Source organism: Kluyvera sp. Awk 3 (assembly GCF_028069715.1).
GTDB lineage: Bacteria > Pseudomonadota > Gammaproteobacteria > Enterobacterales > Enterobacteriaceae > Kluyvera > Kluyvera georgiana_A.
Window position 1 is genome coordinate 80,520 of record NZ_JANEWH010000001.1, and the last position, 26,092, is coordinate 106,611.

The 26,092-nt window shown below is 57.2% G+C and carries 23 protein-coding genes; 7 read left to right on the forward strand and 16 right to left on the reverse strand.

Annotated features, from left to right (window positions below):
* Positions 1 to 2 precede the first annotated feature (2 nt).
* From ppk1 to purM, 3 genes are all read right to left on the reverse strand, one after another.
* On the reverse strand, positions 3 to 2,063 hold the full coding sequence (ppk1, locus tag NNN71_RS00360) for a polyphosphate kinase 1 (RefSeq protein WP_163446567.1): 2,061 nt from the start codon (positions 2,061 to 2,063) through the stop codon (positions 3 to 5).
* A 250-nt stretch (positions 2,064 to 2,313) separates the two neighbouring features.
* On the reverse strand, positions 2,314 to 2,955 hold the full coding sequence (gene purN / locus NNN71_RS00365) for a phosphoribosylglycinamide formyltransferase (protein ID WP_163446568.1): 642 nt from the start codon (positions 2,953 to 2,955) through the stop codon (positions 2,314 to 2,316).
* Entirely contained in the window at positions 2,956 to 3,993 is a 1,038-nt protein-coding gene (purM, locus tag NNN71_RS00370) for a phosphoribosylformylglycinamidine cyclo-ligase (protein WP_271457642.1), read from the reverse strand.
* Positions 3,994 to 4,280: 287 nt separating this feature from the next.
* Here purM and bglK point away from each other — a divergent pair, with 287 nt between their 5' ends.
* From bglK to NNN71_RS00395, 5 genes are all read left to right on the forward strand, one after another.
* On the forward strand, positions 4,281 to 5,171 hold the full coding sequence (gene bglK, locus NNN71_RS00375) for a beta-glucoside kinase BglK (protein WP_163446570.1): 891 nt from the start codon (positions 4,281 to 4,283) through the stop codon (positions 5,169 to 5,171).
* A gap of 12 nt (positions 5,172 to 5,183) precedes the next feature.
* Positions 5,184 to 6,614, forward strand: a complete 1,431-nt coding sequence (locus NNN71_RS00380; RefSeq protein WP_271457643.1) for a 6-phospho-beta-glucosidase — start codon at positions 5,184 to 5,186, stop codon at positions 6,612 to 6,614.
* 186 nt (positions 6,615 to 6,800) lie between these two features.
* Positions 6,801 to 7,427 carry a uracil phosphoribosyltransferase gene (gene upp / locus NNN71_RS00385; protein ID WP_064543612.1) on the forward strand — a complete coding sequence of 209 codons (627 nt, stop codon included), beginning with the start codon at positions 6,801 to 6,803 and terminating at the stop codon, positions 7,425 to 7,427.
* Between the two features lie 83 nt (positions 7,428 to 7,510).
* Positions 7,511 to 8,800 carry a uracil permease gene (gene uraA, locus NNN71_RS00390; RefSeq protein ID WP_064543614.1) on the forward strand — a complete coding sequence of 430 codons (1,290 nt, stop codon included), beginning with the start codon at positions 7,511 to 7,513 and terminating at the stop codon, positions 8,798 to 8,800.
* A gap of 96 nt (positions 8,801 to 8,896) precedes the next feature.
* A complete protein-coding gene (locus NNN71_RS00395; protein WP_074398749.1) occupies positions 8,897 to 9,598 on the forward strand; it encodes a DnaA inactivator Hda in 702 nt (233 codons plus the stop codon).
* Here NNN71_RS00395 and NNN71_RS00400 read toward each other — a convergent pair.
* The 4 genes from NNN71_RS00400 to celB all read right to left on the reverse strand — a co-directional run bounded on the left by NNN71_RS00400 (position 9,595) and on the right by celB (position 13,912).
* Positions 9,595 to 9,933 (reverse strand): anti-adapter protein iraM, encoded by a 339-nt coding sequence (locus tag NNN71_RS00400; RefSeq protein WP_065355895.1) that lies wholly within the window; start codon positions 9,931 to 9,933, stop codon positions 9,595 to 9,597. The genes NNN71_RS00395 and NNN71_RS00400 overlap by 4 nt on opposite strands.
* Before the next feature lie 241 nt (positions 9,934 to 10,174).
* On the reverse strand, positions 10,175 to 11,632 hold the full coding sequence (locus NNN71_RS00405) for a leucyl aminopeptidase family protein (RefSeq protein ID WP_271457644.1): 1,458 nt from the start codon (positions 11,630 to 11,632) through the stop codon (positions 10,175 to 10,177).
* A 3-nt stretch (positions 11,633 to 11,635) separates the two neighbouring features.
* On the reverse strand, positions 11,636 to 12,589 hold the full coding sequence (locus tag NNN71_RS00410) for a N(4)-(beta-N-acetylglucosaminyl)-L-asparaginase (protein ID WP_065355894.1): 954 nt from the start codon (positions 12,587 to 12,589) through the stop codon (positions 11,636 to 11,638).
* Positions 12,590 to 12,595: 6 nt separating this feature from the next.
* Positions 12,596 to 13,912: a PTS cellobiose transporter subunit IIC gene (celB, locus tag NNN71_RS00415; protein ID WP_163446574.1), complete on the reverse strand. Its 1,317-nt coding sequence runs from the start codon at positions 13,910 to 13,912 to the stop codon at positions 12,596 to 12,598.
* Between the two features lie 166 nt (positions 13,913 to 14,078).
* Between celB and NNN71_RS00420 the strand changes: the two genes are divergently transcribed.
* A complete protein-coding gene (locus NNN71_RS00420) occupies positions 14,079 to 14,936 on the forward strand; it encodes an XRE family transcriptional regulator (protein WP_271457645.1) in 858 nt (285 codons plus the stop codon).
* Positions 14,937 to 14,942: 6 nt separating this feature from the next.
* Here NNN71_RS00420 and arsC read toward each other — a convergent pair whose 3' ends face one another.
* Together arsC and bepA are read right to left on the reverse strand one after the other, a co-directional pair.
* On the reverse strand, positions 14,943 to 15,302 hold the full coding sequence (arsC, locus tag NNN71_RS00425) for an arsenate reductase (glutaredoxin) (RefSeq protein ID WP_065355891.1): 360 nt from the start codon (positions 15,300 to 15,302) through the stop codon (positions 14,943 to 14,945).
* Between the two features lie 11 nt (positions 15,303 to 15,313).
* Positions 15,314 to 16,777, reverse strand: a complete 1,464-nt coding sequence (gene bepA, locus NNN71_RS00430; protein ID WP_163446577.1) for a beta-barrel assembly-enhancing protease — start codon at positions 16,775 to 16,777, stop codon at positions 15,314 to 15,316.
* 216 nt (positions 16,778 to 16,993) lie between these two features.
* Between bepA and NNN71_RS00435 the strand changes: the two genes are divergently transcribed.
* Positions 16,994 to 18,097 (forward strand): AI-2E family transporter, encoded by a 1,104-nt coding sequence (locus NNN71_RS00435; protein WP_163446578.1) that lies wholly within the window; start codon positions 16,994 to 16,996, stop codon positions 18,095 to 18,097.
* A 5-nt stretch (positions 18,098 to 18,102) separates the two neighbouring features.
* Here the strand turns inward: NNN71_RS00435 and NNN71_RS00440 are convergent, their stop codons facing one another.
* The 7 genes from NNN71_RS00440 to NNN71_RS00470 all read right to left on the reverse strand — a co-directional run bounded on the left by NNN71_RS00440 (position 18,103) and on the right by NNN71_RS00470 (position 26,089).
* Positions 18,103 to 18,918: a formate/nitrite transporter family protein gene (locus tag NNN71_RS00440; protein ID WP_271457646.1), complete on the reverse strand. Its 816-nt coding sequence runs from the start codon at positions 18,916 to 18,918 to the stop codon at positions 18,103 to 18,105.
* Between the two features lie 18 nt (positions 18,919 to 18,936).
* Entirely contained in the window at positions 18,937 to 20,949 is a 2,013-nt protein-coding gene (locus NNN71_RS00445; protein WP_271457647.1) for a sigma-54-dependent Fis family transcriptional regulator, read from the reverse strand.
* Positions 20,950 to 21,064: 115 nt separating this feature from the next.
* Positions 21,065 to 21,478, reverse strand: a complete 414-nt coding sequence (locus tag NNN71_RS00450) for a formate hydrogenlyase maturation HycH family protein (protein WP_271457648.1) — start codon at positions 21,476 to 21,478, stop codon at positions 21,065 to 21,067.
* Positions 21,471 to 22,235, reverse strand: coding sequence for an NADH-quinone oxidoreductase subunit B family protein (locus NNN71_RS00455; RefSeq protein ID WP_271457649.1), 765 nt, complete (start codon positions 22,233 to 22,235; stop codon positions 21,471 to 21,473). The genes NNN71_RS00450 and NNN71_RS00455 overlap by 8 nt, the downstream gene beginning before the upstream one ends.
* The gene (gene hyfH / locus NNN71_RS00460) at positions 22,232 to 22,780 is read right to left on the reverse strand and encodes a hydrogenase 4 subunit H (protein ID WP_271457650.1); all 549 of its coding nucleotides are present in this window, start codon (positions 22,778 to 22,780) and stop codon (positions 22,232 to 22,234) included. Before hyfH ends, NNN71_RS00455 begins: the two co-directional genes overlap by 4 nt.
* 11 nt (positions 22,781 to 22,791) lie before the next feature.
* Positions 22,792 to 24,510 carry a hydrogenase large subunit gene (locus NNN71_RS00465; protein WP_271457676.1) on the reverse strand — a complete coding sequence of 573 codons (1,719 nt, stop codon included), beginning with the start codon at positions 24,508 to 24,510 and terminating at the stop codon, positions 22,792 to 22,794.
* Positions 24,497 to 26,089: a hydrogenase 4 subunit F gene (locus NNN71_RS00470; RefSeq protein ID WP_271457651.1), complete on the reverse strand. Its 1,593-nt coding sequence runs from the start codon at positions 26,087 to 26,089 to the stop codon at positions 24,497 to 24,499. The genes NNN71_RS00465 and NNN71_RS00470 overlap by 14 nt, the downstream gene beginning before the upstream one ends.
* Positions 26,090 to 26,092: the final 3 nt, after the last annotated feature.

Consider the following 26,092-nt stretch of genomic DNA (forward strand, 5'->3'; position numbering starts at 1 on the left):
GGTTAGTCAGGTTGTTCAAGTGATTTGATGTAATCGTAAATCGCCTGCTGCGAGCGGACCTTACGGCGGTTGCCGCGCGGAACATAGCGATTACTCAGTTCTTTATCAATAAAGCGGGCTTTCACCGTGTCGCTAAACAGAATATCGATAATATCGAGGATCCGTTGTTTGAGACGCGGATCGAGCAGCGGCGTCGCCACTTCAATACGGTAATCAATATTACGGGTCATCCAGTCCGCGGAGGAGAGATAAACGCGTTTATCGCCGCCGTTCTCAAAAATATAGATCCTGTCGTGCTCAAGGAAACGATCAACGATGCTGATCACACGAATATTTTCGCTGATCCCCTCTAATTCAGGAATCAAAGAACACATGCCGCGAATCAGCAGATTGACCTGTACGCCCGAACTGGAGGCCGCATACAGGCGATCGACCAGGCCTTTATCCACCAGATTGTTGAGCTTGAGGGTGATCCCGGCTGCGATACCGTTCTGGGCGTTGGCGATCTCGCGGTCGATCATTTCGTACAACAGGCGGCGCGAGTTCTGCGGGGATACCAGCAGATAGTCGAAGCTCACCGGACGATAGGGGTTCTCAATAAAGTTAAACACCCGGCGCACTTCGTTGGTGATACGCGCGTCGGCGGTCAGCAGCGAGTAGTCGGTGTAAATACGCGCGGTTTTCTCGTTAAAGTTACCGGTGCCGATGTGGGCGTAACGCACCACATCATCGCCTTCTTTACGCGAGATGAGGAACAGTTTGGCGTGAATTTTCAGCCCCGGCGCGGAGAAGATGACATGTACGCCCGCTTCGGTGAGCCGCTTCGCCCAGTGGATGTTGGCCTCTTCATCGAAGCGCGCCTGTAGCTCCACCACCACCGTCACTTTCTTACCGTTGTGCGCGGCGTGAATCATCGCATCGATGATGCGCGAATCTTTCGCCACGCGATAGATGTTGATTTTGATCGCCAGCACGCTCGGGTCGAAGGAGGCCTGACGCAGCAGTTCGAGCACGTGTTCAAACGTGTGGTACGGATAATAGAGCAGCACATCGCGCTCGCGAATGGCGTCAAAGCCGTTGCGGAACTTATCGAACCACAGGTGACGCAGGCGCGGCAGTGGTTTGTTGACCAGGTTGGCCTTACCGACGTTCGGGAAGCCGATAAAGTCCTTAAAGTTGTGGTAGCGGCCGCCCGGCACGATTGAGTCGTAGCGGGAGATGGTCAGCTTTTTGCGCAGCATTTCGACCATCGCATCCGGCATGTCGCGCTGATAAACAAAGCGCACCGGTTCGGCGGTGAGACGCTGCTTGAGGCTGGAAGACATCAGCTCCATCAGGCTCGATTCCATTTCGTGCACCAGATCGTACTCGGCATCACGGGTCATTTTCATCGAGTAGGCGTTGAGAGCATCGTAGTCGAAGAAGCCTTTGAAGATGTCGTCAAGGCAATAGCGCAGGATGTTATCCAGCAGAATCATTGGTTTGCGGCGACGTGGCGTCTCCGGCGGCAGATTAACGAAGCGCGGAACCTTATCAGAAGGAATTTCCAGCAGCGCGTAGTTGATCTCTTCGCCACGGATAATTTCCACCGCCAGATAGGTGTAATCGTCTTTCAGGAACTGCACCAGGTCGGTTTCGCGGTTCAGCAGAATCGGCGTGATGTGCTGGCGCAGGTGCTGCTTAAAGTAGTGACGCAGCCAGCCCTGTTGGTTGACGGACAGCTGGCGTTCGTTAATCAGGAAGATCTGGTTTCGCGCCATCTCCAGCAGCAGTTCGTTGTACAGTCCATCGAACTCCTGGTCGGCTTTCAGCACCCGGGCCTGGATTTTACTCAGCAGGTGGCGGGAATGTGTGGTCACGCCCTGTTCTTCGCTGATGATGATGCGACGCTTCAGTTCCGCAAAGCGGACCTTATAAAATTCGTCGAGGTTGTTGGAGTAGATCCCCAGAAAACGCATGCGCTCAATCAGCGGGTTGCTTTTATCTGCCGCTTCCTGAAGGACGCGCTCGTTGAAGGACAACCAGCTCAGTTCTTTTTCGATGTACAGTTTTTCCTGACCCATTACTACTCACACTCCGGTTAATTCACGGGACGCGGCAAAGTCGTCTCACTGTTTATATTGCTAGCTTTGCCGGGTTATGTCCAACTGTGTCATCTTAGTATGACAGTTATCCGGTTTTGCCTAAGAAATTATTCGCTATCCGTTTTGATATGTAAGCTTTTTTTAGCCTTTCTTCGTACCAGTGGTACGGATAAAAAGGCATAAAAAAGAGGGCCATAAAGGCCCCCTCATTGTGCGTATCGACGTGATATCACTCTTCCGCCGCGTAGCCCGCGGGCGGCAGCTGTACGCCATCAAGCCAGGCGTGATTATCCTGCATCTTCAGGCGGCCATCGAGGAACCAGCCCACCACCAGCGGGTAGATAGCATGTTCCTGAACCTGCACGCGTGAAGTGATTTCCGCTTCGTCATCACCGTCAAAAACCGGTACCTTGGCCTGCAATATGACCGGCCCACCGTCCAGCTCTTCGGTCACGAAGTGCACGGAAGTGCCGTGTTCCGCATCGCCGTTATCCAGCGCCTGACGATGGGTGTTCAGGCCGGGATATTTCGGCAGCAGGGAAGGGTGGATGTTGAGCAGTTTGCCCCGATAGTGCTGTACGAATTCAGCGCTCAGGATGCGCATGTACCCCGCCAGCACCACGACATCCGGCGCGTAGGCGTCAATTTCGTGCATCAGCTCGCGGTCGAACGCCTCGCGGCTGGCGAACTGGCTGGCAGACAGGGCATGCTGAGGAATACCCGCAGAGCGTGCGCGCTCAAGGCCGAAGGCGTCGGCCTTATTGCTGAATACTGCCCGGATGGTGCCATGAATCCTTTTCTGCTCACAGGCATCAATGATGGCCTGTAAGTTGCTGCCGTTGCCGGAAATCAGCACCACGATATTTTTCATTTACTCGATGACCACACGCTGTTCGGAATCCGTGGCTTTGATATAGCCGATTTTCCACGCGTTTTCACCTTTTTCGTTCATCAGGGCGATGGCTTTATCGGCCTGATCCGCCGCCAGGGCGATCACCATGCCGACGCCGCAGTTAAAGGTGCGGTACATTTCATGACGGCTAACGTTACCGGCATCCTGCATCCAGTTGAACACCGCAGGCCACTGCCAGGAGGACTCGTCGATCACCGCCTGGGTGTTGTCCGGCAGTACGCGCGGGATGTTTTCCCAGAAGCCGCCGCCGGTCAGGTGGGCGATGGCGTGAACGTCGACGTTCGCAATCAGCTCAAGAATGGATTTCACGTAAATGCGGGTCGGTGCCAGCAGATGGTCGGCCAGGGTTTTGCCTTCCAGCATGGTGGTGTCCGGGTTGCAGCCGCTGACTTCGACAATTTTGCGCACCAGCGAGTAGCCGTTGGAGTGCGGGCCGCTGGAGCCCAGCGCGATCAGCACGTCGCCATCGGTGACTTTGCTGCCGTCGATGATTTCAGATTTTTCGACCACGCCCACGCAGAAACCCGCTACGTCGTAATCTTCGCCGTGGTACATGCCCGGCATTTCAGCGGTTTCACCGCCGACCAGCGCACAGCCTGACTGCAGGCAGCCTTCGGCGATGCCGTTGATCACGCTTGCCGCCGTGTCGACGTCCAGCTTGCCGGTGGCGTAATAGTCGAGGAAGAACAGCGGCTCGGCGCCCTGAACCACCAGGTCGTTGACGCACATGGCGACCAGGTCAATGCCGATGGTGTCATGACGTTTTAAATCCATCGCTAAACGTAACTTCGTGCCAACGCCGTCAGTGCCAGACACCAGCACCGGTTCACGATATTTTTGCGGCAGCGCACACAAGGCACCGAAACCGCCTAGTCCACCCATCACTTCCGGACGGCGCGTTTTCTTCACCACCCCTTTGATACGGTCAACCAGAGCGTTTCCTGCGTCAATATCAACACCGGCATCTTTATAGCTGAGAGAGGTTTTGTCGGTCACTGCAAGTCTCCACGCATTTGCGATAGCAAGAAAAATCGGCGCAATTCTATCAGTCCAGGCAAACGTTTGCGAGCCTATTCTGCACCCAATTTTTCGCCTGCGTATTTTGCTGCGATTCCATCATTAAATTGGTCAAATATGATACTGCTCACGAAAATGAAACCGGGTACACCCTTGTCCTTGCATCCTCTCTGATGAATCCACATCATAGTAATGAAACCGGTTTCTGTTTTTGTTGCATAGCGCCCGGTAAGCGATCTGAAAATGGCCAGAAGGGATTGAATGGAATGAAAATTGCTGCCTTTGATATTGGGGGTACGGCGTTAAAAATGGGGGTAGTCGCTGACAGCGGCGAGCTGCTGGAAAAGGGAAAACAGCCTATCACTGACAGCGATGGCGAGCAGATTCTCGCGGCGATAGCAGGCTGGATCACCGCCCATCCCGAATGTGAAGGCGTCGCCATCAGCGCGCCTGGCTACGTTAACCCGCATACCGGCTATATCGAAATGGGCGGCGCGATTCGCCGCTTCGACAACTTTGCCATTAAAGACTGGCTGGAGGAGCGCACCGGGCTGCCCGTCGCTATCGAAAATGACGCCAACTGTGTGTTATTGGCCGAGCGTTGGCAGGGCAAAGGGGCCGAACTGTCCGATTTTCTGGTGCTGACCATCGGTACCGGCATCGGCGGCGCCATTTTCTGCAACAATCAGCTGGTGCACGGCGCGCGTTTTCGCGCTGGCGAATTCGGTTATATGCAAACTTCACGCCCCGGTTCTCGCGACGTACGCCGCTACTCCATGAACGAAAACTGTACCCTGCGCGTACTTCGCTATCGCTATGCGCAGCATCTTGGCAAAACGCTGGAAGAGGTCACCGGCGAGGAAATTTTCGACCGCTTCGACGCGGGCGATGTCGTCTGTCAGCGCCTGGTCGCCGAATTTTTCAACGGCCTGGGCACTGGCCTCTATAACCTGGTGAACCTGTTCGACCCGCAGACGATTCTCATCGGCGGCGGCATTGTTGAACGCCCCGGTTTCCTGGCGCTGATGCGCGAGCACCTTGCCTGGTTTGGCATTGCCGACTACATCGATACCGTCAGCCACGGCAACGACGCCGGGCTTATTGGCGCGGTTTACCATTTCAATCAGCACTATTCGCAGCGACAACTTACTGATTAACGAGGGAAAGATATGTCTGGATTTAAAGCTGGGTTTCTCTGGGGCGGCGCGGTCGCAGCACATCAACTGGAAGGCGGCTGGAAAGAGGGCGGCAAGGGGGTAAGCGTCGCGGACGTGATGACGGCGGGTGCGCACGGCGTGCCGCGTGAAATTACCGACGGCGTGCTGCCGGGGAAAAATTACCCCAACCATGAAGCCATCGACTTTTACCATCGCTACAAAGACGACCTGAAGCTATTCGCTGAGATGGGCTATAAATGCTTCCGTACTTCTATCGCCTGGACGCGTATTTTCCCGAATGGCGACGAGCTGACACCAAACGAAGCGGGCCTGCAGTTCTATGACGACCTGTTCGATGAGTGCCTGAAGCTGGGGATTGAGCCGGTTATCACGCTGTCGCACTTTGAGATGCCGTATCACCTCGTCACGGAGTACGGCGGCTGGCGCAACCGTAAGCTGATTGATTTCTTTGTCCGCTTCGCCAAAGTGGTGTTTACCCGCTACCAGCGCAAAGTGAAGTACTGGATGACGTTTAATGAAATCAACAACCAGGCCAACTACCACGAAGATTTCGCACCGTTTACCAACTCTGGCCTGAAGTACCAGCCGGGCGAGGATCGCGAGCCGGTGATGTACCAGGCGGCACACTACGAGCTGGTGGCCAGCGCCCTGGCGGTGAAGGCGGCGCGTGAAATCAACCCGGCGCTGCAAATTGGCTGCATGATCGCCATGTGTCCTATCTATCCGCTGACCTGCGCGCCGAACGACATGATGATGGCAATGAACGCCATGCATCGCCGCTACTGGTTTACCGACGTGCACGTGCGCGGTAAGTATCCGCAGCACCTGCTGAACTACTTCGAGCGTCGCGGTTTTGCGCTGGATATCACCGATGAAGACCGTCAGGCGCTCACTGAGGGCTGCGTCGACTACATCGGCTTTAGCTACTATATGTCGTTTGCCACCAAGGCCACCGACGATAACCCGCAGCTCGACTACGACGAAACCACCAGCCTGGTTTCCAACCCGTACGTGCAGAAGTCCGACTGGGGCTGGCAGATTGACCCGGTGGGCCTGCGCTACTCGCTGAACTGGTTCTACGATCACTATCAGCTGCCGCTGTTTATCGTGGAGAACGGCTTTGGCGCCATCGACGTGCTGGAGAGCGACGGTACGGTGAACGACCAGTATCGTATCGACTATCTCTCCGCGCATATCGCTGAAATGAAAAAAGCGGTCGTGGAAGATGGCGTGGATCTGATGGGCTACACCCCGTGGGGCTGTATCGACCTGGTATCCGCGGGCACCGGCGAGATGAAAAAGCGCTATGGCTTTATCTATGTCGACAAAGACAACGAAGGCAACGGTACGCTGGCGCGCAGTCGTAAAAAATCTTTTGCCTGGTATCAAAAGGTGATTGCAACCAACGGCAGCGAGCTTTAACTCGCTGAATAGATAAAATAAAACCCCGCTCGTCGGGGTTTATTTTTATCCTGTCTTATACTGACAGATGCGCCATTCGCCGCTTTGCTTGATCCTGGTCAATCATCATAGGTATGGCGCAGCCGAAAAAAAGCGGTATAATCCCGCGATTTTTTTTGTGGCTGCCCCATCTAAAGGAGAAAGAGAATGAAGATTGTGGAAGTTAAACACCCACTCGTCAAACACAAGCTGGGCCTGATGCGTGAGAACGACATTAGCACCAAACGCTTCCGTGAACTCGCCTCCGAAGTCGGTAGCCTGCTGACTTATGAAGCCACTGCCGGTCTGGAAACGGAAAAGGTGACTATCGAAGGCTGGAACGGCCCGGTAGAAATCGACCAGATCAAAGGTAAGAAAATTACCGTCGTGCCAATCCTGCGTGCAGGCTTGGGGATGATGGATGGCGTACTGGAAAACGTCCCAAGCGCGCGTATCAGCGTGGTGGGTATGTACCGTGACGAAGAGACGCTGGAGCCGGTGCCGTACTTCCAGAAGCTGGTTTCCAACATTGATGAGCGTATGGCGCTGATCGTTGACCCGATGCTCGCGACCGGCGGCTCCGTTATCGCCACTATCGACCTGCTGAAAAAAGCGGGCTGCTCCAGCATCAAGGTGCTGGTGCTGGTTGCTGCGCCGGAAGGTATCGCGGCGCTGGAGAAAGCGCATCCGGACATCGAGCTGTACACCGCATCGATCGACCAGGGGCTGAATGAGCAGGGATACATCATCCCGGGCCTCGGCGATGCCGGCGATAAGATTTTTGGTACCAAGTAAACGAAAAAATAAAAAGAGCCGACTTTGATAGTCGGCTTTTTTTTGAATAAAAAACCCAGACTAATAACACAGAGGAAAACACAATGACGCGCCGCGCAATTGGGGTAAGTGAGAGACCACCGCTTTTACAGACCATCCCGCTTAGTTTGCAGCATTTATTCGCCATGTTTGGCGCAACCGTGCTGGTGCCCGTGCTGTTCCACATTAACCCGGCCACCGTGCTGCTGTTCAACGGCATCGGCACGCTGCTGTACCTCTTTATCTGTAAAGGGAAAATCCCGGCCTACCTCGGTTCGAGCTTTGCCTTTATTTCTCCGGTGCTGCTGCTGCTGCCGCTAGGTTATGAAGTGGCGTTGGGCGGCTTTATTATGTGCGGCGTGTTGTTCTGCCTGGTCTCTTTCATTGTGAAGAAAGCGGGTACCGGCTGGCTGGACGTGATGTTCCCGCCGGCGGCGATGGGCGCAATCGTTGCCGTCATCGGTCTTGAGCTGGCGGGCGTAGCGGCCAACATGGCAGGCCTGCTGCCGCCGGATGGCCAGTCAGCGGATACCAAAACCATTATTATTTCCCTGGTGACGCTCGGCGTGACCGTATTCGGCTCCGTGCTGTTCCGCGGCTTCCTGGCGATTATCCCGATTCTGATCGGCGTGCTGGTCGGTTATGCGCTGTCCTTCGTGATGGGCGTAGTGGATACCACGCCGATTGCGCAGGCGCACTGGTTCGCGCTGCCAACCTTCTATACCCCGCGTTTCGAATGGTTCGCTATCTTCACTATTTTACCGGCGGCGCTGGTGGTGATTGCCGAGCACGTCGGTCACCTGGTGGTGACGGCGAACATCGTCAAAAAAGATCTGATTCGCGACCCGGGCCTGCATCGCTCAATGTTTGCTAACGGTCTGTCGACGGTGATTTCTGGTTTCTTCGGTTCTACCCCGAACACCACTTACGGTGAAAACATTGGCGTGATGGCGATTACCCGCGTGTACAGCACCTGGGTTATCGGCGGCGCGGCGATTATTGCGATTCTGCTCTCCTGCGTCGGCAAGCTGGCGGCGGCCATTCAGATTATCCCGCTGCCGGTGATGGGTGGCGTGTCTCTGCTGCTGTACGGGGTGATCGGCGCATCCGGTATCCGCGTGCTGATCGAATCGAAAGTGGATTACAGCAAAGCACAGAACCTGATCCTCACCTCCGTGATTCTGATCATTGGCGTCAGCGGCGCGAAAGTACACATTGGCGCGGCCGAGCTGAAAGGTATGGCGCTGGCGACGATCGTCGGTATCTGCCTGAGCCTGGTCTTTAAACTTATCAGCGTACTGCGCCCGGAAGAAGTGGTGCTGGACGCCGCGGACAGCGACGAAGCGAAGTCCTGATCCGCAAACCGGGCGGGATCGCCGCCCGGTTCTCTCATCCGTTATTTCTGTGGTAAACTCTTCACGTTTTTTCGTAAGCCCATGTTGAGGTCTCCTCTGAACGCACCGGCACAGCTCTCTTTGCCACTTTATCTTCCCGACGACGAAACCTTTGCCAGTTTCTTCCCGGGCGATAACCCTTCTTTACTTGCCGCACTGCAAAATGTGCTGCGGCAGGAACATAGCGGATACATCTATATCTGGGCGCGCGAAGGCGCCGGGCGCAGCCATTTGCTGCACGCGGCTTGTGCCGAACTCTCTCAGCGCGGCGACGCGGTTGGCTATGTTCCGCTGGATAAACGCACCTGGTTTGTACCGGAAGTGCTGGAAGGAATGGAGCAGCTCTCGCTGGTCTGTATCGATAATATCGAGTGCGTGGCGGGAGACGAACCGTGGGAGATGGCGATCTTCAACCTGTATAACCGCATTCTGGAATCCGGCAATACGCGCCTGCTGATCACCGGCGATCGTCCGCCGCGCCAGCTGAATTTGGGCCTGCCGGATCTCGCCTCGCGCCTTGATTGGGGGCAAATCTACAAGCTGCAGCCGCTCTCGGACGAAGACAAGCTCCAGGCCTTGCAGCTGCGTGCCCGTCTGCGCGGTTTTGAAATGCCGGACGATGTCTGCCGCTTTATGCTCAAGCGCCTGGACAGGGAGATGCGAACGTTATTCCAGACGTTGGATCAGCTCGATCATGCCTCCATCACCGCCCAGCGTAAGCTGACCATCCCGTTTGTAAAAGAAATTCTGAAACTCTAGGTTTCCTGCGCGCCGTAAGGGCAAAGCTGGAAAGCGCATACCGTCTGGCGCGGACAGCGCCGGAGCTCCGGCATTTCATTGCCGGGGCAAAGCGTGCGTTGTTTGAAATAATCCCACAGCGAAAGGCTATACGGGAACGCGTGCAGCACCTGAATTTTCCTGACTTTCCCGTTCACAACCATGCCAAACGGCGTGCTGTCCATCACCGAACCCTGACGTAAAAAGTAGTCACCTTTACACCAGAGAATCATCTGTAGGTTTTTGGCGCTGACGGCCAGACTATACATGGTCCCGGTATCAGGGCAGACAATGAATTTCTGAATATTCCAGTTCATTTTGCTCCTTATCATCAGGTTTTTTCGTTGTGTAAACGCAGAATTGCCGATGTGAGTTGAACTGTCACCTCAGTTTAAATAGTTTTTAAAAACATGGTGTTATATATAAAAACTGAACGTTCATGACAAACGTTATCAGCGGTAGGCGCAATGTCAGTGCGGCTCGGAGAGAAAGCTGATAGTTAAGCTGAGCTTATCAGAAGGAAATGCCCGGCGTCGCGATGCTCGGCCGGGCGGGGGATTAACTGTTGAGGGACAAATCGTTGAGCAAATGCTGCATCAGCAGCGGAATTGGCCTGCCCGATGCCACGCTTTTGCCGCCTTCACGCCACAGAGCCGTCCCGCTGACGTCAAGATGTGCCCACGGAATATCCGCAGGACAGAAGTGATGCAGCAGCCAGGCGGCAGAAGCGCTGATCGCCGCGTTGTTGGTCGGCGTGTTGCACAGATCGGCAATCGCGCTCTCGGTTTGCTTTTTCAACCGCGCATCGAGCGGCAGCGACCACACTTCATCACCGCTCTGTTCACCGGCCAGGGTTAACGCTGAGCGCAGTGCCTTATCCTGGGTCATCAGTCCGCTCAGCTCATAGCCCAGCGCTTTGACTACTGCGCCGGTAAGGGTGGCTAAGTCGATGATATAACGCGTTTGTGCATGGCGCTGGCTGGCCCAGGCAATGGCGTCCGAGAGCACCAGACGGCCTTCGGCATCGGTGTTGTTGATCTCCACCGTCATGCCGTTGCAGGCGCGCGCCACGCTACCCGGCTGCATGGCGTCCGGGCCGATAGCGTTTTCCGCCAGCGCCAGCACGCCCATCACCCGCACCGGTAACGCCAGCTCGGCGATGCTTAGCATCAAGCCCAGGACGTTGGCTGCGCCGCACATGTCGTATTTCATCGTATACATGCCCGCGCCGTCTTTCAGCCACAGACCGCCGGTGTCGAAGGTGATGCCTTTGCCGACGTAGCTGCGTACCGGGCCATGGCTCGCCCCTTCATAGTGAATCGCCAGCAGGCGCGGCGGACGACTGGCCCCTTTGCCTACCGCGTGCAGCAGACCCAGACCTTGCTCGATAATCGCTTGCTCATCCAAAACCTCACAGTGCAACGCTGGGAAGGCCGCGCACAGGCGCTGCGCTTCTTCCACCACAAACTGCGGTGTGCATTGCTCGGAGGGAATATCCGCCAGACGGCGGGCGGCAGCCATCCCGTTGGCGATGGCCTGCTGTTGCTTAAACAGCGGCTCAAGGTGCGCCAGTTCGCTATCCGGGCAGTAGGCATGAATATGGGTCAGACGCGTATCGTTTTGCGCCGTGGTTTTCAGCCCGAGATCCGTCAGCCGGTGCTGCTGGTTAAACAGAAAGCGCAGGGTTTTCGCCAGTACCGTGTCGTGAATTTGCGTGCAATCCAGCAGTACCTCGCGGCACATCGGTGAAGCAAACAGCGGGCGCAGAAAAGTGAGCAGTGAATCGGTCAGATTGTCCTGCCAGGCGCTTTGCGGCACCAGCGTGATACGGGCGAACGGCCCGCAACCGAAACAGGTATCCGCCAGTTTTCCCTGAGCGGCGCGCGCCGTCATCTCGGCAATCAGCGGGTTATTACGTAGCGCATCCTGCTGGAGCAAGGGGCTATCGGGTCTGGTGATAAGATGACACTGTTCCTGTTCGCTGGGCAGCGCCGTGACTAATCGGTAGTGAATCATCGTTTACTCCTCAATGGGCGCGCGAATGCGATCGGCATAGGCCTGCATCCAGGCGTCGTCCACCGGCTGATAATGGGTTTTCTCTTTGACGCGTTCGGCGCGGAACACCGTGAGCGGCTGGGTAGCGGTCGCGACCACGAAAGAGAAGGTTTTGATGTTGGTCGCGGCACCGAACTCGCCTTTGCGGTTCATACAGACCACGGAGAGATCCCCCGCGCGGCCAAAGCGCGACATCAGCTTATCTTCCAGTTCGTAAACCACGGAATCAGCCGCCTGCTGCGGCGTCATTCCCTGTTCCATACGGCGAACAATTTCATAGCTGGTGCAGCCTTTCATGAGATCTTCGCCCACGCCGGTGGCGGTAGCCGCGCCAATTTGACTGTCGCAGTAGAAGCCAGAGCCGATAATTGGCGAGTCGCCAATCCGCCCGCGCTTTTTCATAAACAGGCCGCTGGTCGAGGTGGCGACGCTCATTGACCCTTTTTTATCGAGAGCAATCACGCCGACGGTGTCGTGGCCATCGTAGGGGCTTAACCCTTTATCCAGCGTTTCGCGACAGCGCTTGCGGTAGTGCTGCATCGCGCGTTCGGTGAGCATTTTTTTCTCGGCGAAGCCCTGGCTCAGCGCCCATTCTCGCGCCCCCTGGCCGACCAGCAGCGAGTTATAGCGCTGGCGGCCCAGGGCCTGGGCGACTTTAACCGGGTTGGCGATGTCGACCAGATTGCCTACGGCTCCAAAGGCCAGGGTGTCGCCGTCCATCCAGGCCGCGTCCAGCTCAACCTCGCCGTTCTCGGTGGGCAGGCCGCCATAGCCCACCGATTTATAGAACGGAAAATCCTCTACCGCGACCACGGCATCCACGACGGACGTTGCTGCTGCGCTACCAGCCGCCAGCGCAGAAGCTGACTCGCCTACGCCTTCCAGCGCCATGCGCCAGGTTGCAATAATTCCCCACATCCTTTGCTACTCCTGTTTTGCTAGCGTGCCGGATTCCTCAACGGCACTGATTTCCGCATTGCGGTACTGCTTGTCGACGATGCGCATAAACGGCAGGTACAGCATCGCGCCAATCAGCAGGTTAATAATTTGCATCACGCTGCCGGAAATATGCCCGGTGACGATAAATCCGCTGATGACCGGCGGCAGCGTCCACGGGATAAACACCCCGGTAGTGACCGCAACCGCACCGATTTTCATCGCCAGATACTGGATGGTCACCAGCACCAGCGGTACCAGGTTGAACGGAATCAGCATGATTGGGTTCATGATCACCGGCAGGCCAAACAGCACCGGTTCATTGATATTAAAGATGGAAGCCCCCGCGCCCAGACGCGCCACTTCGCGCATGTTTTTACTGCGGGCGAAAATCAGCATTGCGATGACCAGCGACAGCGTGGCTCCGGCGCCACCCATCCAGATCATGTCGAAGAACTGTTCGGTAATAATATGCGGCGGCGTGACGCCCGCCTGAATGGCGGCGATGTTGTCGGTCTGGTTTTCCATCCACAGCGGACGGATGATGCCGTTGACCATGGAACCGGAGTTAATCCCCACCGACCACAGAATCGTGATGCTGAATACCGTCATCAGCGCGCCAAAGTAGGAGGTGCCGAAATGACGAACCGGGGTGGCGACGACGTCGTAAATAAATTGGTGAATGGTGTTGTAGTGGGTGTTTTCAAAGCCGATGCGGATAGCCAGCACCAGAATCATCACCACCAGCGCGGGGATCAACGCGGCAAATGATTCCTGCACCGCGGGCGGTACCCCTTCGGGCATTTTGATCACCAGCTTTTTGCGCTTCAGCCAGCAGAACAGCTCCGTCCATAGCAGCGAGCCAATCATGGCGACGAACAGCCCTTTGGTGCCAATCCATTCTACCGGCATCACGGTAATGCCGCCGTTCTCGGCGACCTTAATAAACGGTGTCAGGATAAGGAAGCACACCAGCGCGAGGATGCCGCTGGAGATTTTGTCATCGCCGTAGTGCTCCGCCAGACGGTAGGCAACGAGGAAGCTAATAAACAGCGACATGGTGGAGAAGACCGCGTTAAACGGAATCTCGATAATGGCGCTCCAGCTGGCGCCAAAAGTGCTGGACATAAACTGCTGATAGCTCTGATTCGGGAACGACGAGATAACCAGCAGGATAGAGCCGACGATAATGAACGGCATAAAGGAAACATATGCGCCGCGGATGGCGCCGAGATGACGTTGCTGTGCGGTTTTCGCCGCAATCGGCATCAATTTCTCTTCTAAAAATCCCAGAACATTGTTCATTGTGAACTCCGTATAAGATTAACGGACATTGTGTGTGTTATGTAATAGAAAACGACGAGGGGATTATCGGAGAAAGGTGGAGGCAGAAAGGTGAATCGGGTCACAATGCATCGACTTAACCCATATAAATCTCATATGATTAGTTACTTATTTTTTAAGGAGTGCCATGGAAATTAAGCTGCACGCTAATGCGACGACGACGCCTCGTATCCGCAAATATCTCCAGGAATCGAATAAAAGTGACCGTGAACTGGCAGTTGAGCTGGGTATTTCCGTGACGACGGTTCGCCGTTGGCGTAATCGCGAGCAGACGGCAGATCGAAGTACGACGCCAAAGGTTGTACACAAAGCGATGAGACAAGAACAGATTGTATTGATTAACGCCCTGCGTGAAATTCTTAGCGCGCCGTTGGACGATCTGCTGTTTATCGTGGTGGAAGGTTTAGGCATTCCGCTGTCACGGGCGACGCTTAGTCGTTATCTGGCGCCATCTTATTCGAAAACGGCTGAACAGGCGCTACAGGGTAAGAAGGCGCTCAAGGCGGGAATGCGGCCGCAGACGCTAACGCTGCACTACCGCGCGTTGTCGCTGCATATGGATGATGATGGCGATCATCACCTGCTGTGGGCGCAGGAGCCGGTGAGCGGTTGGTGCACGGCGCGGATCTATTCGGGGATGTCGTCGCCACTGGTGATTCACTGGCTGGATGAGGTGCTGGCGCAGTTCCCGGGTGATATCCAATCTGTTGAGATTAAAAGTGACGAGTGGCTGAATGATGCATATATCGCCACGCTGCGCCAGCATCTGGCTGAGCGAGGAATAAACGCCAGCGTCATGCCCTCGGGCGAAAAACGGCAGGCGGTCACGGTAACCTCACCGCTGCCAGAGATTATTCCAGCGGCAAGCATCTACACGCCGGATGAGCTGGCGTGCAGGTTGTGTGGGTTATTTAACGGCGGGAAACAACAGAAAAAGCTGGGGAATATGACGCCGCAGGCTTTTCTGGAAGCGCTGCGGCCTTAAGGCGAATTAGCCCACAATCTCTAACACCTGCTCTGGCGGGCGGCCAATGCGCGCCTGGCCGTTTTTGACGACAATAGGACGCTCAATCAGCTTCGGGTTCTCAACCATCGCCTGGATAAGCTGCTCTTCGCTCAGTTGGCTATCGGCGAGGTTCAGCGATTTGTAGAGATCTTCTTTCTGCCGCATCAGCTCGCGGGCGCTGCTGAGGCCAAGCATCTTAATCAGCTTAGCCAGGGTTGCGGCGTCTGGCGGCGTGTCGAGGTAAAGCACGACGTTAGGGTCAATGCCGTTATCTTTCAGCAGGCTCAAGGTCTCGCGGCTCTTTGAGCAGCGCGGGTTGTGGTAAATCGTGACCGAATCCGTCATCGTCTCTCCTGTTACATTTTCTGATAAGGGCGGAAGCGTTCCTGCAGTTCTCGCAGCTGGTCGATGCGCGCATCGTAGCGCGCCTGCTGCAGGCTGCGTAATTTCACCTGCGCGCTGGCGGCGCTCAACAGGGAAATTGCCTGGTCGAGCCGACCGACCAGCGCCATATTTTCGGCGCGTGCGGCCAGCTCCTGGTCGCGGTTGCCGAGCTTCGCTTCCGCCTGGGCCAGCAGATCCCAGCCGTTGGTATCATCTTTGTTATTAAAGGTGTAGCGGTTAAGAATGGTGGCCGCTTCGCCAGCTTGCCCGCCTTCTAACAGGGCGTTAGCCAGGTTAAGCTGGAGGACCGGGTTAGTGCGCAGTTCGCGGGCATTTTTCAGCCGGCTAATTGCCTCGTTGGTTTTGTTCTGGCCCAGGTCGATATCGGTGGCCAGATCCAGGAACCAGGCGTTTTGGCCGTCGGCGCTGAGCAGCGGCTGGAGCAGCTTGCTGGCTTCGGCGTAATTTTTGGCTTCCATGGCCAGCAGCGCGCGGCCGTACTGGGCGGCGTGCTGTTCGCGCACGTTGCCTTTCGACCAGCTGTCGAGCAGGTCGCTGCCGAGCTGGTTTTGCCCGTTGTTGTACATGCCAAGCGTACGCGCTTTAGCAAAGTAGAAGTCGGCGGAAGACTGTACCACCACCGGACGCATCTGGTTGGCGCGGTTACGCGCATCGGACAGACGGCTCTCGGGTAAGGGGTGGGTTAACAGCATTTCCGGCGGACGTGAGGAGTAGCGTGACTGATCGAGCAGCTTCTCCATAAATGCAGGCATGGCCTGCGGGTCGAAGCCGGCGCGCTGAAGTACCTGAATACCGATGCGGTCGGCTTCTTCTTCGTTCTGGCGGGTAAAGCTGATCATGCCCTGTTGGGTGCCGGCTAAGGTACCGCTCAGCGCCGCCATCCCGGCCTGCGGGCTGGCCATCGCCAACAGAATAGAACCGAGTGCGCCGACCCACGTCAGCGGAGCATTGCGTTTTTGATCTTCCATCGCGCGCGCCAGGTGGCGTTGGGTGACGTGGGAGATTTCGTGCGCCATGACCGACGCCAGTTGGCTTTCGTTATCTGAGTAGCGGAACAGCGCCGAGTGCAGCACGACATTGCCGCCGAAGAAGGCGAAGGCGTTAATGTCGTCGTTATTGATCAGATAAAAATGGAACGGGGTGCGCACGGAAAAAGCGTGCGAGACCAGCCGCATACCCAGTGAGTTAATGTACTGCACCAGCAGCGGATCGTTAATCAGCGGCGCGCTTCCGCGCAGTTGTCGAACATAGTAATCCCCCATCTGCATCTCCTGACCAATGGAGAGCGTGCTTCCTGCGGATGTACCCATGTCCGGCAGATTATCCGTTGTGTCCGCGAAGGCGGGGGCAATCTGGCCGAAAGCGAGCGTCGCAATAAGGGATGCCAACAGCGTTTTTTTCAACTGCCTGAACATAACCTCTGTCCTGTAATGTGGGATGTGCCTGTTTTGACCAACAGCATAATGTTACGTTCCATTATGGGCTACTTTGGCAGTGTATCTATCTGATCACGGGTTGAAAACGATAATCACCAGATTGCAGGGATAAAAATAAAAAGCGGAGTCTTTTTTGTGACACTTAGATACAATTCATGTTCTGTATGAACGCGATAGGCTTCAGGGAATAGATTTATGCTCGAGATGTTGATGCAATGGTACCGCCGCCGGTTCAGCGACCCGGAGGCCATCGCGCTGCTGGTCATCCTGGTGGCCGGGTTTTGCATTCTGTTTTTCTTCAGTGGCCTGCTGGCGCCGCTGCTGGTTGCACTAGTGCTGGCTTACCTGCTGGAATGGCCGACGGTTCGCCTGGAGCGCCTGGGCTGGTCGCGCACCTGGGCGACCAGCGTGGTGCTGGTGCTGTTTGTCGGCATCCTGCTGCTGATGTCCTTCGTGGTGATGCCGATTGCCTGGCAGCAGGGGATATACCTCATTCGCGATATGCCAGGCATGCTCAACAAACTCTCTGATTTTGCCGCCACCCTGCCGCGTCGCTATCCGGCATTGATGGATGCCGGGATTATCGACGCCATGGCCGAAAACATGCGCACCCGCATGCTGACCATGGGCGACTCGGTGGTGAAATACTCGGTTGCCTCACTGGTGGGGCTGCTGACGCTGGCGGTCTATCTGGTGCTGGTGCCGCTGATGGTCTTCTTCCTGGTCAAAGACAAGGAGCAGATGCTCAACGCCGTGCGTCGCGTGCTGCCGCGCAACCGCGGGCTGGCGGGGCAGGTGTGGAAAGAGATGAACCAGCAGATCACTAACTACATTCGCGGCAAGGTGCTGGAGATGATCGTCGTCGGCGTCGCCACGTGGCTCGGGTTCCTGATGTTTGGCCTTAATTACTCGCTGCTGCTGGCGGTGCTGGTGGGCGTGTCGGTACTGATTCCGTATATCGGCGCATTTGTGGTGACCATTCCGGTCGTCTGCGTGGCGCTGTTCCAGTTTGGCCTCGGCACCGAGTTCTGGAGCCTGTTTGCGGTCTACCTGATTATTCAGGGGCTGGACGGCAACCTGCTGGTGCCGGTGCTGTTCTCTGAGGCGGTGAACCTGCATCCGCTGGTGATCATTCTCTCGGTGGTGATTTTTGGCGGCCTGTGGGGATTCTGGGGCGTGTTCTTCGCCATTCCGCTGGCCACGTTGATTAAAGCGGTCGTGCACGCCTGGCCGGATGGGCTGGTGGCGGATGACGACGCCGACGGTCTGAGTACCAACAAAGCCGACGAGCAGCGCTGATACGGTTACGCATGATGCCGCTGCAGGCGAACCAGCGCCAGCAGCAGCAACCCGCCGCCGATCAGATTACCCAACACCAGCGGGAAGAGATTCCCGGCCAGTAAATAGCCTGCGCTGAGCGCGTTATCGCTGCCGCTCAGCAACCCGAAACGGGCGGGAGCAAAAGACTGAACGGCGATGGCCAGCGGTAGCAGAAACAGGCTAACCATACCGTGTGCCGCGCCGCTGGCGGAAAACAGGCTCAGCGGCAGCAGCATCGCGAGAATTTTATCCGTCAACGAATGGAAAGCGTGGCTGATTGTCACGGCAAAGCATAAGAGTAAATTGCCGACCATCCCGAGCCCAAGGTTGGTGATAAACGTGTCGCCCGGATGATGCGCCGATATTTGCAGTACCCGCAACCCCCAGCGGCCGTCGCCGCCCGTGCACAGACCGGAAAACCACATGAGCGCGGCCAAAAAGAGTACGCCTCCCGTATTTCCGGCGCAGACAATCAGGCCGCTGCAGAGCGCTTCGCGTGGGCTAATATAGCCACCCGCGGCTGCGGCGGTCGTGGCGAGCATAGACGGAAACAGTTCAGCGCCGCCCAGTACGACCGGAATCAAACTCAGCGTGAAGCACAGGCCGCTGGCCAGTACGCTGACCAGCGTGTTGGGCTGCTGGCTGAGGGAAACGTAGAACGCGGCGGCGATGGCGATAAAAATACCGGCGCTGGCGGCCAGCACAAAGCGCTGCGCCGGGCTCTGTTCCGCCCGTGCCATTCCGGCGCGGCTGGCGACGGCCAGTAGCGAGTGCGGGAGGTCATGACGGCGACTTTTCATGGTGGGCTTCCTGCCTGTCTATAAGACTTCTCGTGGTGAGATACCTAAACGCTGCATGCGCGAGAGCAGCGTGGTGCGCTTCATCCCCAGCCTGTTCGCCGCCCCTCGCGGCCCGGCGACAATGCCGTTGCTTTCCCGTAGCGCCTGCACAATAACGCGTCGCTCTTCGTCGTCGTTTTCCGGCGGCCCGGGATGCAGCATTTGCTGTACCGGGTTGACCGCGGGCGGTTCGACGTTCTTAAACGTTGGCAACAGACGCGTTGATTGCTGAGTCAGGTGCAGGTTCAGGGTGGTGTCGCGCGTCAGTAAGACGGCGCGCTCAATCACGTTCTCCAGCTCCCGCACGTTGCCGGGCCAGTCATAGGAGACCAGCTGTTCGAGCGTCTGTGGCGAAATATTGTCGATGGTGCGGTTCATGCGCAGGGCGAGCTTGCGGGTAAAATATTTTGCCAGCAGCGGAATATCTTCCGGGCGCTCGCGCAGCGGCGGAAGCTCAAGAGGAAAGACGTTCAGACGATAGAAGAGGTCGTCGCGGAACTCGCGGTTATCGACCATCTGGCGGAGGTCGCGGTTGGTGGCGGCAATCACTCTGACATTAACGTTGATGGTGCGGCTGCCGCCCAACCGCTCAATCTCTCGTTCCTGCAGCACCCGCAGCAGCTTAGGCTGTAGCTCCAGCGGCAAATCGCCGATTTCATCCAGAAACAGCGTCCCGCCGTCGGCGATTTCAAACCGCCCCTTGTGGGTGTTGATGGCGCCGGTAAACGCCCCTTTATCGTAGCCGAAAAGCTCGCTCTCCAGCAGGCTGGCGGGAATTGCCGCGCAGTTGATTTTGATCAGCGGTTTATCGTGACGGTTGCTGAGCTGATGTACCGCTCTGGCGATAATCTCTTTTCCCGTCCCGGTTTCGCCGCAAATCAGCACCGTACTGTCGCTTTGCGCGACGATATCGACCTGCTGCAACAGGTCGTGCATCGCCTGGCTCTGGTAAATAATATCGCCTACGCCCATGCTCGACAGCAGCTGCGCGCTCAGCTGGCTGTTCTCTTGCTTGAGGCTCTCTTTCAGCGCGGTCATGCTGCTCCAGGCATCGGCGTTATCGACTGCGATAGCGATGCGATCGGCAATCTGCTGTAGCAACGCGCCATTTTCGCGTTCAAACGGCGTCGTCGAGGCATGGGCGAGCAGCAGCACGCCCGGCGTGTGGTTGCCGAAGGTGAGTGGCAGCACCAGAATGTTACTCAGGCCGCGATGAGCCGCTTCGTAAAGTAACGGGTCGTTTTGCCAGCACTTGCTGTCATCCTGCTGATACAGCTGCGGTTGGTTCTGCGTCATTGCCTGAGTGAGGACCGGGCTCATCTCCTGCAAAATATAGTGCTGGCTTCTCGGCCCCTCTTCGCAGAACTCGGTATAGTGAACGCTGTGCTTTCCGGGCCTGCCGTTGTCACGCAGAATGATCCCGATGGCGCTGATGCCAAAATAGTGGTGAATCTCTCGCGCCACATCGCTCACCAGCTCCTCCATCTCCAGATGCGAGAGCACCGAGTTGGTGATATCGACCAGAATCTGGTGGTGGTCGCGCTCCTGGGCCAGCGTTTGCAGGCTGGCGCGCAGTATCTCCTGCTGCAGAAAATTTTCCAGCACCGGCCTTGCCAGCCGCGCCAGCCATGAAAAGAGTTGTGTATCCTGCGGCGTATACCGGCCGCCGTCGCAGCGAATAAAGCGCAGCTCCGCCATCAGCGCGTTGCTGAGTAAAATCATATGAATCGAGCTGTCGCTACACTCTCCCTGCCAGCCGTGGCTGCTGCAGGCCACGCTGCCATCATCAAAGCAGCGGTAATAAAAGCCGCTATCAATAAAATGCAGCTCGATAAGCTGAACCCGATTGAACGGCGGGGGCAAAGGAATAAACGCCCGCAGCAGCGAGGCTTTGTCGCTCTGCTGGCGGAGATGTTGTAGTACCGTATTCACTGATTCTTTTAATGACATACCCGGAAGCGGGGCGATATTAGCCTCGTCGAACTGAGTCATCCGCAATCCTTTTTACTGGTAGCGTGTGGCGCAAGGGGCGCGTCGCGGCTAAAAAATGAGCTTATAATAACCATGCTAACTATATTGTTATCTGTTTCACGTCTATGGCCTCGTGTCAGGCAATATGTCTGGCCAGCAGATAAATAGCGGGCTCATAGGCAATGTCGTCGAGCAGTGAAAGCATGTCTTTGCTGAATGCCTGCTGCTCGGAAGAGGTATCGTCAGCCAGCGGGGCCAGCGCGTGCCGCAGCAGCGAGAGGTGACTGGCGTCGATAATGATTTCACCGAACGTCAATACGCCCAGCATTTTGCGCTGTGCCTGTTCGTCTGCCAGCTGCTGCGCCCATTTGCGGTATTCGACCAGCGGGCAGCGTAGCGCCACCCGCAGGCAGTCAATGATGCCGACGTGATGGCCGATCGCCAGCGAGTAGTACATCACCTGACGATGCTGCTCCGGTAGCGTGGTGCTGCTGTCGATAAACTTTTGCCGTAGCGTCCAGAAGACGATTTCGCCTTTTTCTTCAACCACGCTGTGCCTCCAGAATGCGCAAAAGCTGATGGACGATATCATTTAAGCGCGGATCGTCAGCCTGCTGCAGCCAGATGTCGACCAACTCGCCGGAGGGATCTTCGCGTAGCGTATTAAACAGTCCGTTGCAGATTTCCGTTCCCTGACGATAGCCCGCCAGCCGCCGGGCTTCACGTTCGATGGCAATGCGCAGGGCGCTGGCTATCGACGGCTGGCGTAGCTGCGCGGGTTCAGCCGCGTTAACGCACTCCTCGGCGTGGATCTTCTGCTGCAACAGCCCCAGCGCGACGGCGAAACCGTGGATAGTGGCCGCCGGCGTTGGCGGGCAGCCGGGGATCCAGACATCTATGGGTACGATGGTGTCGCTGCCGCCCCACACGCAGTAGAGATCGTGAAAGATACCGCCGCTGATCCCGCACGCGCCGTAGGAAATACAGATTTTGCGATCGGGCGCAGCATGATAGGCGCGTAATGCCGGCATCCGCATCGCACGGGTCACGGCGCCGGTGAACAGCAGGATATCCGCATGACGCGGAGAGGCGACGACCTTAATCCCGAAGCGTTCGGCGTCGAACAGCGGCGTAATGGCGGAAAAAATCTCAATCTCACAGCCGTTGCAGCCGCCGCAGTCCACCCGGTAAACGTAGGCGGAGCGACGGATATCCTTGAGCAGCAGGCGCTTCATCGCCTGCGTCTGCTCGTCAATAATCAGGGGCTGGCTGGTATGATGCGGGTGTACAACCTGTGGCGTATTCATCGTTGCTCCTTATTCGAAAAGGAGAGTGTGAGCCCATCGCAGCCGGCGAGGGCCGCACGTTGCTTGCACTGGGGGCAAACCGCCGACTGCTGACGCAGCAGCGACAGGTTGGCGGCATCTTTTTGCTGCTGTACCAGCAGCGCAACCGCCAGCGCGATGGATTTTTCCACCGTGAAAGGCCGTTGGCATACGCGACAGCGCTGTAGCGTAAAGCGTGCGCGGGTGTAGAGATCGTCTTTACGCAGCACCGTGAGTTCGAAGTTTTCCGACAGTCGGATGGCGTGCGTCGGGCAGACTTCCTCGCAGCGTCCGCAGTAAATGCAGCGTCCCAGATACAGCTGCCAGGTGCGGGTATCGCTTTGGGTGTCGGTTTCCATCGTCAGTGCATTGGCCGGGCAGGCGGTGACGCAGGCGGCGCAGGCGATACACTGCTGCGCATTCAGCTCTGGTTTCCCGCGAAAGCCGGGGCACACCTCCAGCGGGGCAAAGGGATATTTCACCGTTGCTTCGCCGGTGCCTACGATGGTTTTGAGTAATTTCAGCATCGATTCGGTCCTTACTTCAGCGGTGAGTGGCGACGTTCCCGCCCGTAGCGCTCAAGATCTTTGTACGGCACGGTTGTCTGCCTGCGCTTGTGCACATCGACCAGCGTGACGCGATCGGTGCAGGAGTAGCAGGGGTCGAGGCTGCCGATAATCAGCGGTGCGTCGGAGACCGTGTTGCCGCGCAGCATGTAACGCAGTACCGGCCAGTTGGCGTAAGTGGCGGCACGGCAGCGCCAGCGGAAGAGCTTCTGGTTATCGCCAAGCATGCTCCAGTGCACGTCTTCGCCGCGCGGCGCCTCAACGTAGCCAAGGGCAAAGGCGTGCGGTCGATAGCTGAATCCTTCGGTTAATAGCGGCGTATTGGGCAGGTTGTCGAGGGCAAACTCCAGCATCATCAGCGAATCGAAGGTTTCTTTTACCCTGACCATGACGCGGGCAAAAACGTCGCCGCTGTCCATGCTGAACAGGGTTTTCGGCAGGTTGCCGTAGTTGGCGTAAGGGTGATCGAAGCGCAAATCCCGCGCGAAGCCACTGCCGCGGATCAACGGCCCGACCGGGCTGTAATCGCGCGCTATCTGGCGGTCGAGGATACCGACGCCCTGGGTACGCTGCGCCATATTGGGCGTCGCCAGCAGGATCTCGACCAGATCGGACACTTCAGCACGCATTTCCCGCACCAGCTTCAGCGTTTGCAGACGCTGCTCTTTGAGAATATCCCGGCGTACGCCGCCAATCAGGTTCAGACCGTAGGTTTTACGCGAGCCGGTGAGTAGTTCGGCCATGGTCATCGACTTTTCTCGTACGCGGAAAAACTGCATAAAGCCGGTATCAAAGCCGACAAAGTGGCAGGAGAGGCCTAGATTCAATAAATGGCTGTGCAGGCGTTCAACCTCCAGCAGCACTGAGCGGATAGCGTGCGCCCGCGGCGGCACGATAATCCCCAGCGCGTTTTCCACCGAACTGGCGTAAGCGACGCTGTGGGCGAAACCGCAGATGCCGCAGACGCGATCGGATAAAAACGTCACTTCGTTGTAGCCCATGCGCGTTTCCGCCAGCTTCTCCATGCCGCGATGGACGTAGAACAGGCGATAGTCGGCATCGACAATCCGCTCGCCGTCGACGAACAGACGGAAGTGTCCTGGTTCATCGGAGGTTATGTGCAGCGGGCCAATGGGAATAATACGCGCGTCGCGGTCGCCCTCGTTCACAAAGGGATAGCTTTCCGCATCGTCAGTGGTCTGCGGGCGCAGACGGTAGTCCATGGCGTCTTTCCGCAGCGGATGCATATCTTCCGGCCAGTCGTCCGGCAGCACCAGACGGCGTTGGTCCGGCAGACCGACCGGGATCAGCCCGTACATATCGCGGATCTCGCGCTCGCCCCAGACGACGGCGGGAACGCGCGGTGTGACCGAGGGAAACTCGCGGCTGGTCGCGTCCACCAGCGCTTTCACTACCACCCAGCACTTCTCTTCCCCCTCCATCGACAGGGCGTAATAGACCGCATAGTGACCGTTCAGCTCACGCTCATCGTTGCCGAACAGCACCGGCAGCCAGCCGTCGTGTTGATAGTAGAGAAAGTGGACGACCTCTGGCAGTTGGTGGGTTTTTACCGTGATGGTCAGCTGGTTGTGGGTCTGCCGCACCGCCTCCAGCACCGCGCCGGGAAACTGCTGCTTGACTGCCGCAAGGTAAGCCTCGCCTCGCGGCGCCGAGTCATTAACGCTGTCCAGATAGTTCACTTTTACTCTCCGATGCAGATGCGGTAGTTGCGGGAAAAAGGGATTGCCAGTGGCTAAGAGAAATGGGTTTGTCTGCCGACCCCGACAGGACGATGGCCGAGGCGTTCTCCAGCATGCGAGCAACCGGCTGTGGGATGCAGGTGCCCATGAGCAGCATCATGAAAAGCAGCAGCACCATTGGTGCGGTGGTCTGCCAGCCTAATTCGCCCCGGCTCACCGCCTCGGGCGGGCGAGCAAACAGCAGGCGGGCGATCATGCGAATCAGCCCGGCCAGCACCAGCGTCAGCAACAGGAGCAGCACAATGGTCAGCGCCACGTGGCCGCGAGCCAGCCCAGCGGTAACGGTCATAAATTCGCTGAGGAAAATGTTGAACGGCGGCATCCCGCCCAGCCCGAGCGCGCCGCCGGCCAGCAAGACGGCGCTGAGCGGCATAATTCTCAGCATCCCGCACACCACGTCGAGGTTGCGGGTGCCATACTTCAGCAGCACGTTACCCGAGCCGCAGAACAGCAGCGTTTTCGCCAGGCTGTGGTTGAGGGTGTGCAGCAGTGCCGCCAGCACGCCGAGCGGCCCGCCGATCCCCAGCGCCACCACGATAAGCCCCATGTTTTCCACGCTGGAATAGGCCAGCAGTCGCTTCATATCCTGCTGGACGAGGATAAACAGCGCGGCAACCGCCACCGACAGCAGGCCGAAGATCAGCAGCAGCCTGGCGGGAAGGCCGCTGTCGACCGCGTGGCTAATCAGGATGTAGTAGCGAATCAGCACCAGCAGCGCGCAGTTCAGCAGCACCGCCGACAGTAGGGCGCTGACCGGGCTTGGCGCCTCGCTGTGGGCATCCGGCAGCCAGGCGTGCATCGGGAAGAGGCCGGTTTTGGTGCCAAAACCGATGAGGATAAAGACAAAGGCCAGCAGCATCAGCGTGGGGTCGAGGCTGGCGGCATGTTTCAGCACTTCCGTCCACAGAATCGACTGTTCCGGGTCAGGCATGATGCTGACGGCGTTGGCATATACCAGCACGGTACCGAACAGGCCAAAGGCGACGCCGACGGTACAAATAATGATGTATTTCCACGCCGCCTCCAGCGATGAACGCTGGCCGTAAATGCCCACCAGAAACGCTGAACTCAGGGTGGTCGCCTCAATGGCCGCCCACATCACGATCAGGTTATTGCTGGTGACGACCAGCAGCATGGTAAACAGGAACAGGTGAAAAAAGCCGTAGTAGTGGCAGAGCGTGGCTGGCGAAATCTCGCCGTGTTCCACTTCATGACGCATATAGCCGATGGAGTACAGGCCGGTCAGAAAGCCGATAATACCAAGGATGGCGAGAAACAGGCCGCTCAGACTATCAATATGCAGCCAGCGCAAAGGGGAGAATATCTCTCCCTCGTCGAGCGCGGTGGCGACCGTGAGCTGCGACACCGCCAGCAGCAGCGTGATGCCTGAGGTATGCAGCAGGGTGACGGCCCGATGTTGCCCGTCGCCAAGCCAGCGGCAGGCGAAGCAGAGCAGTGAAATAACCAGCGGCGTCAACAGCAGCGAGGTGAGCATGACAGAGTGACTCATTTG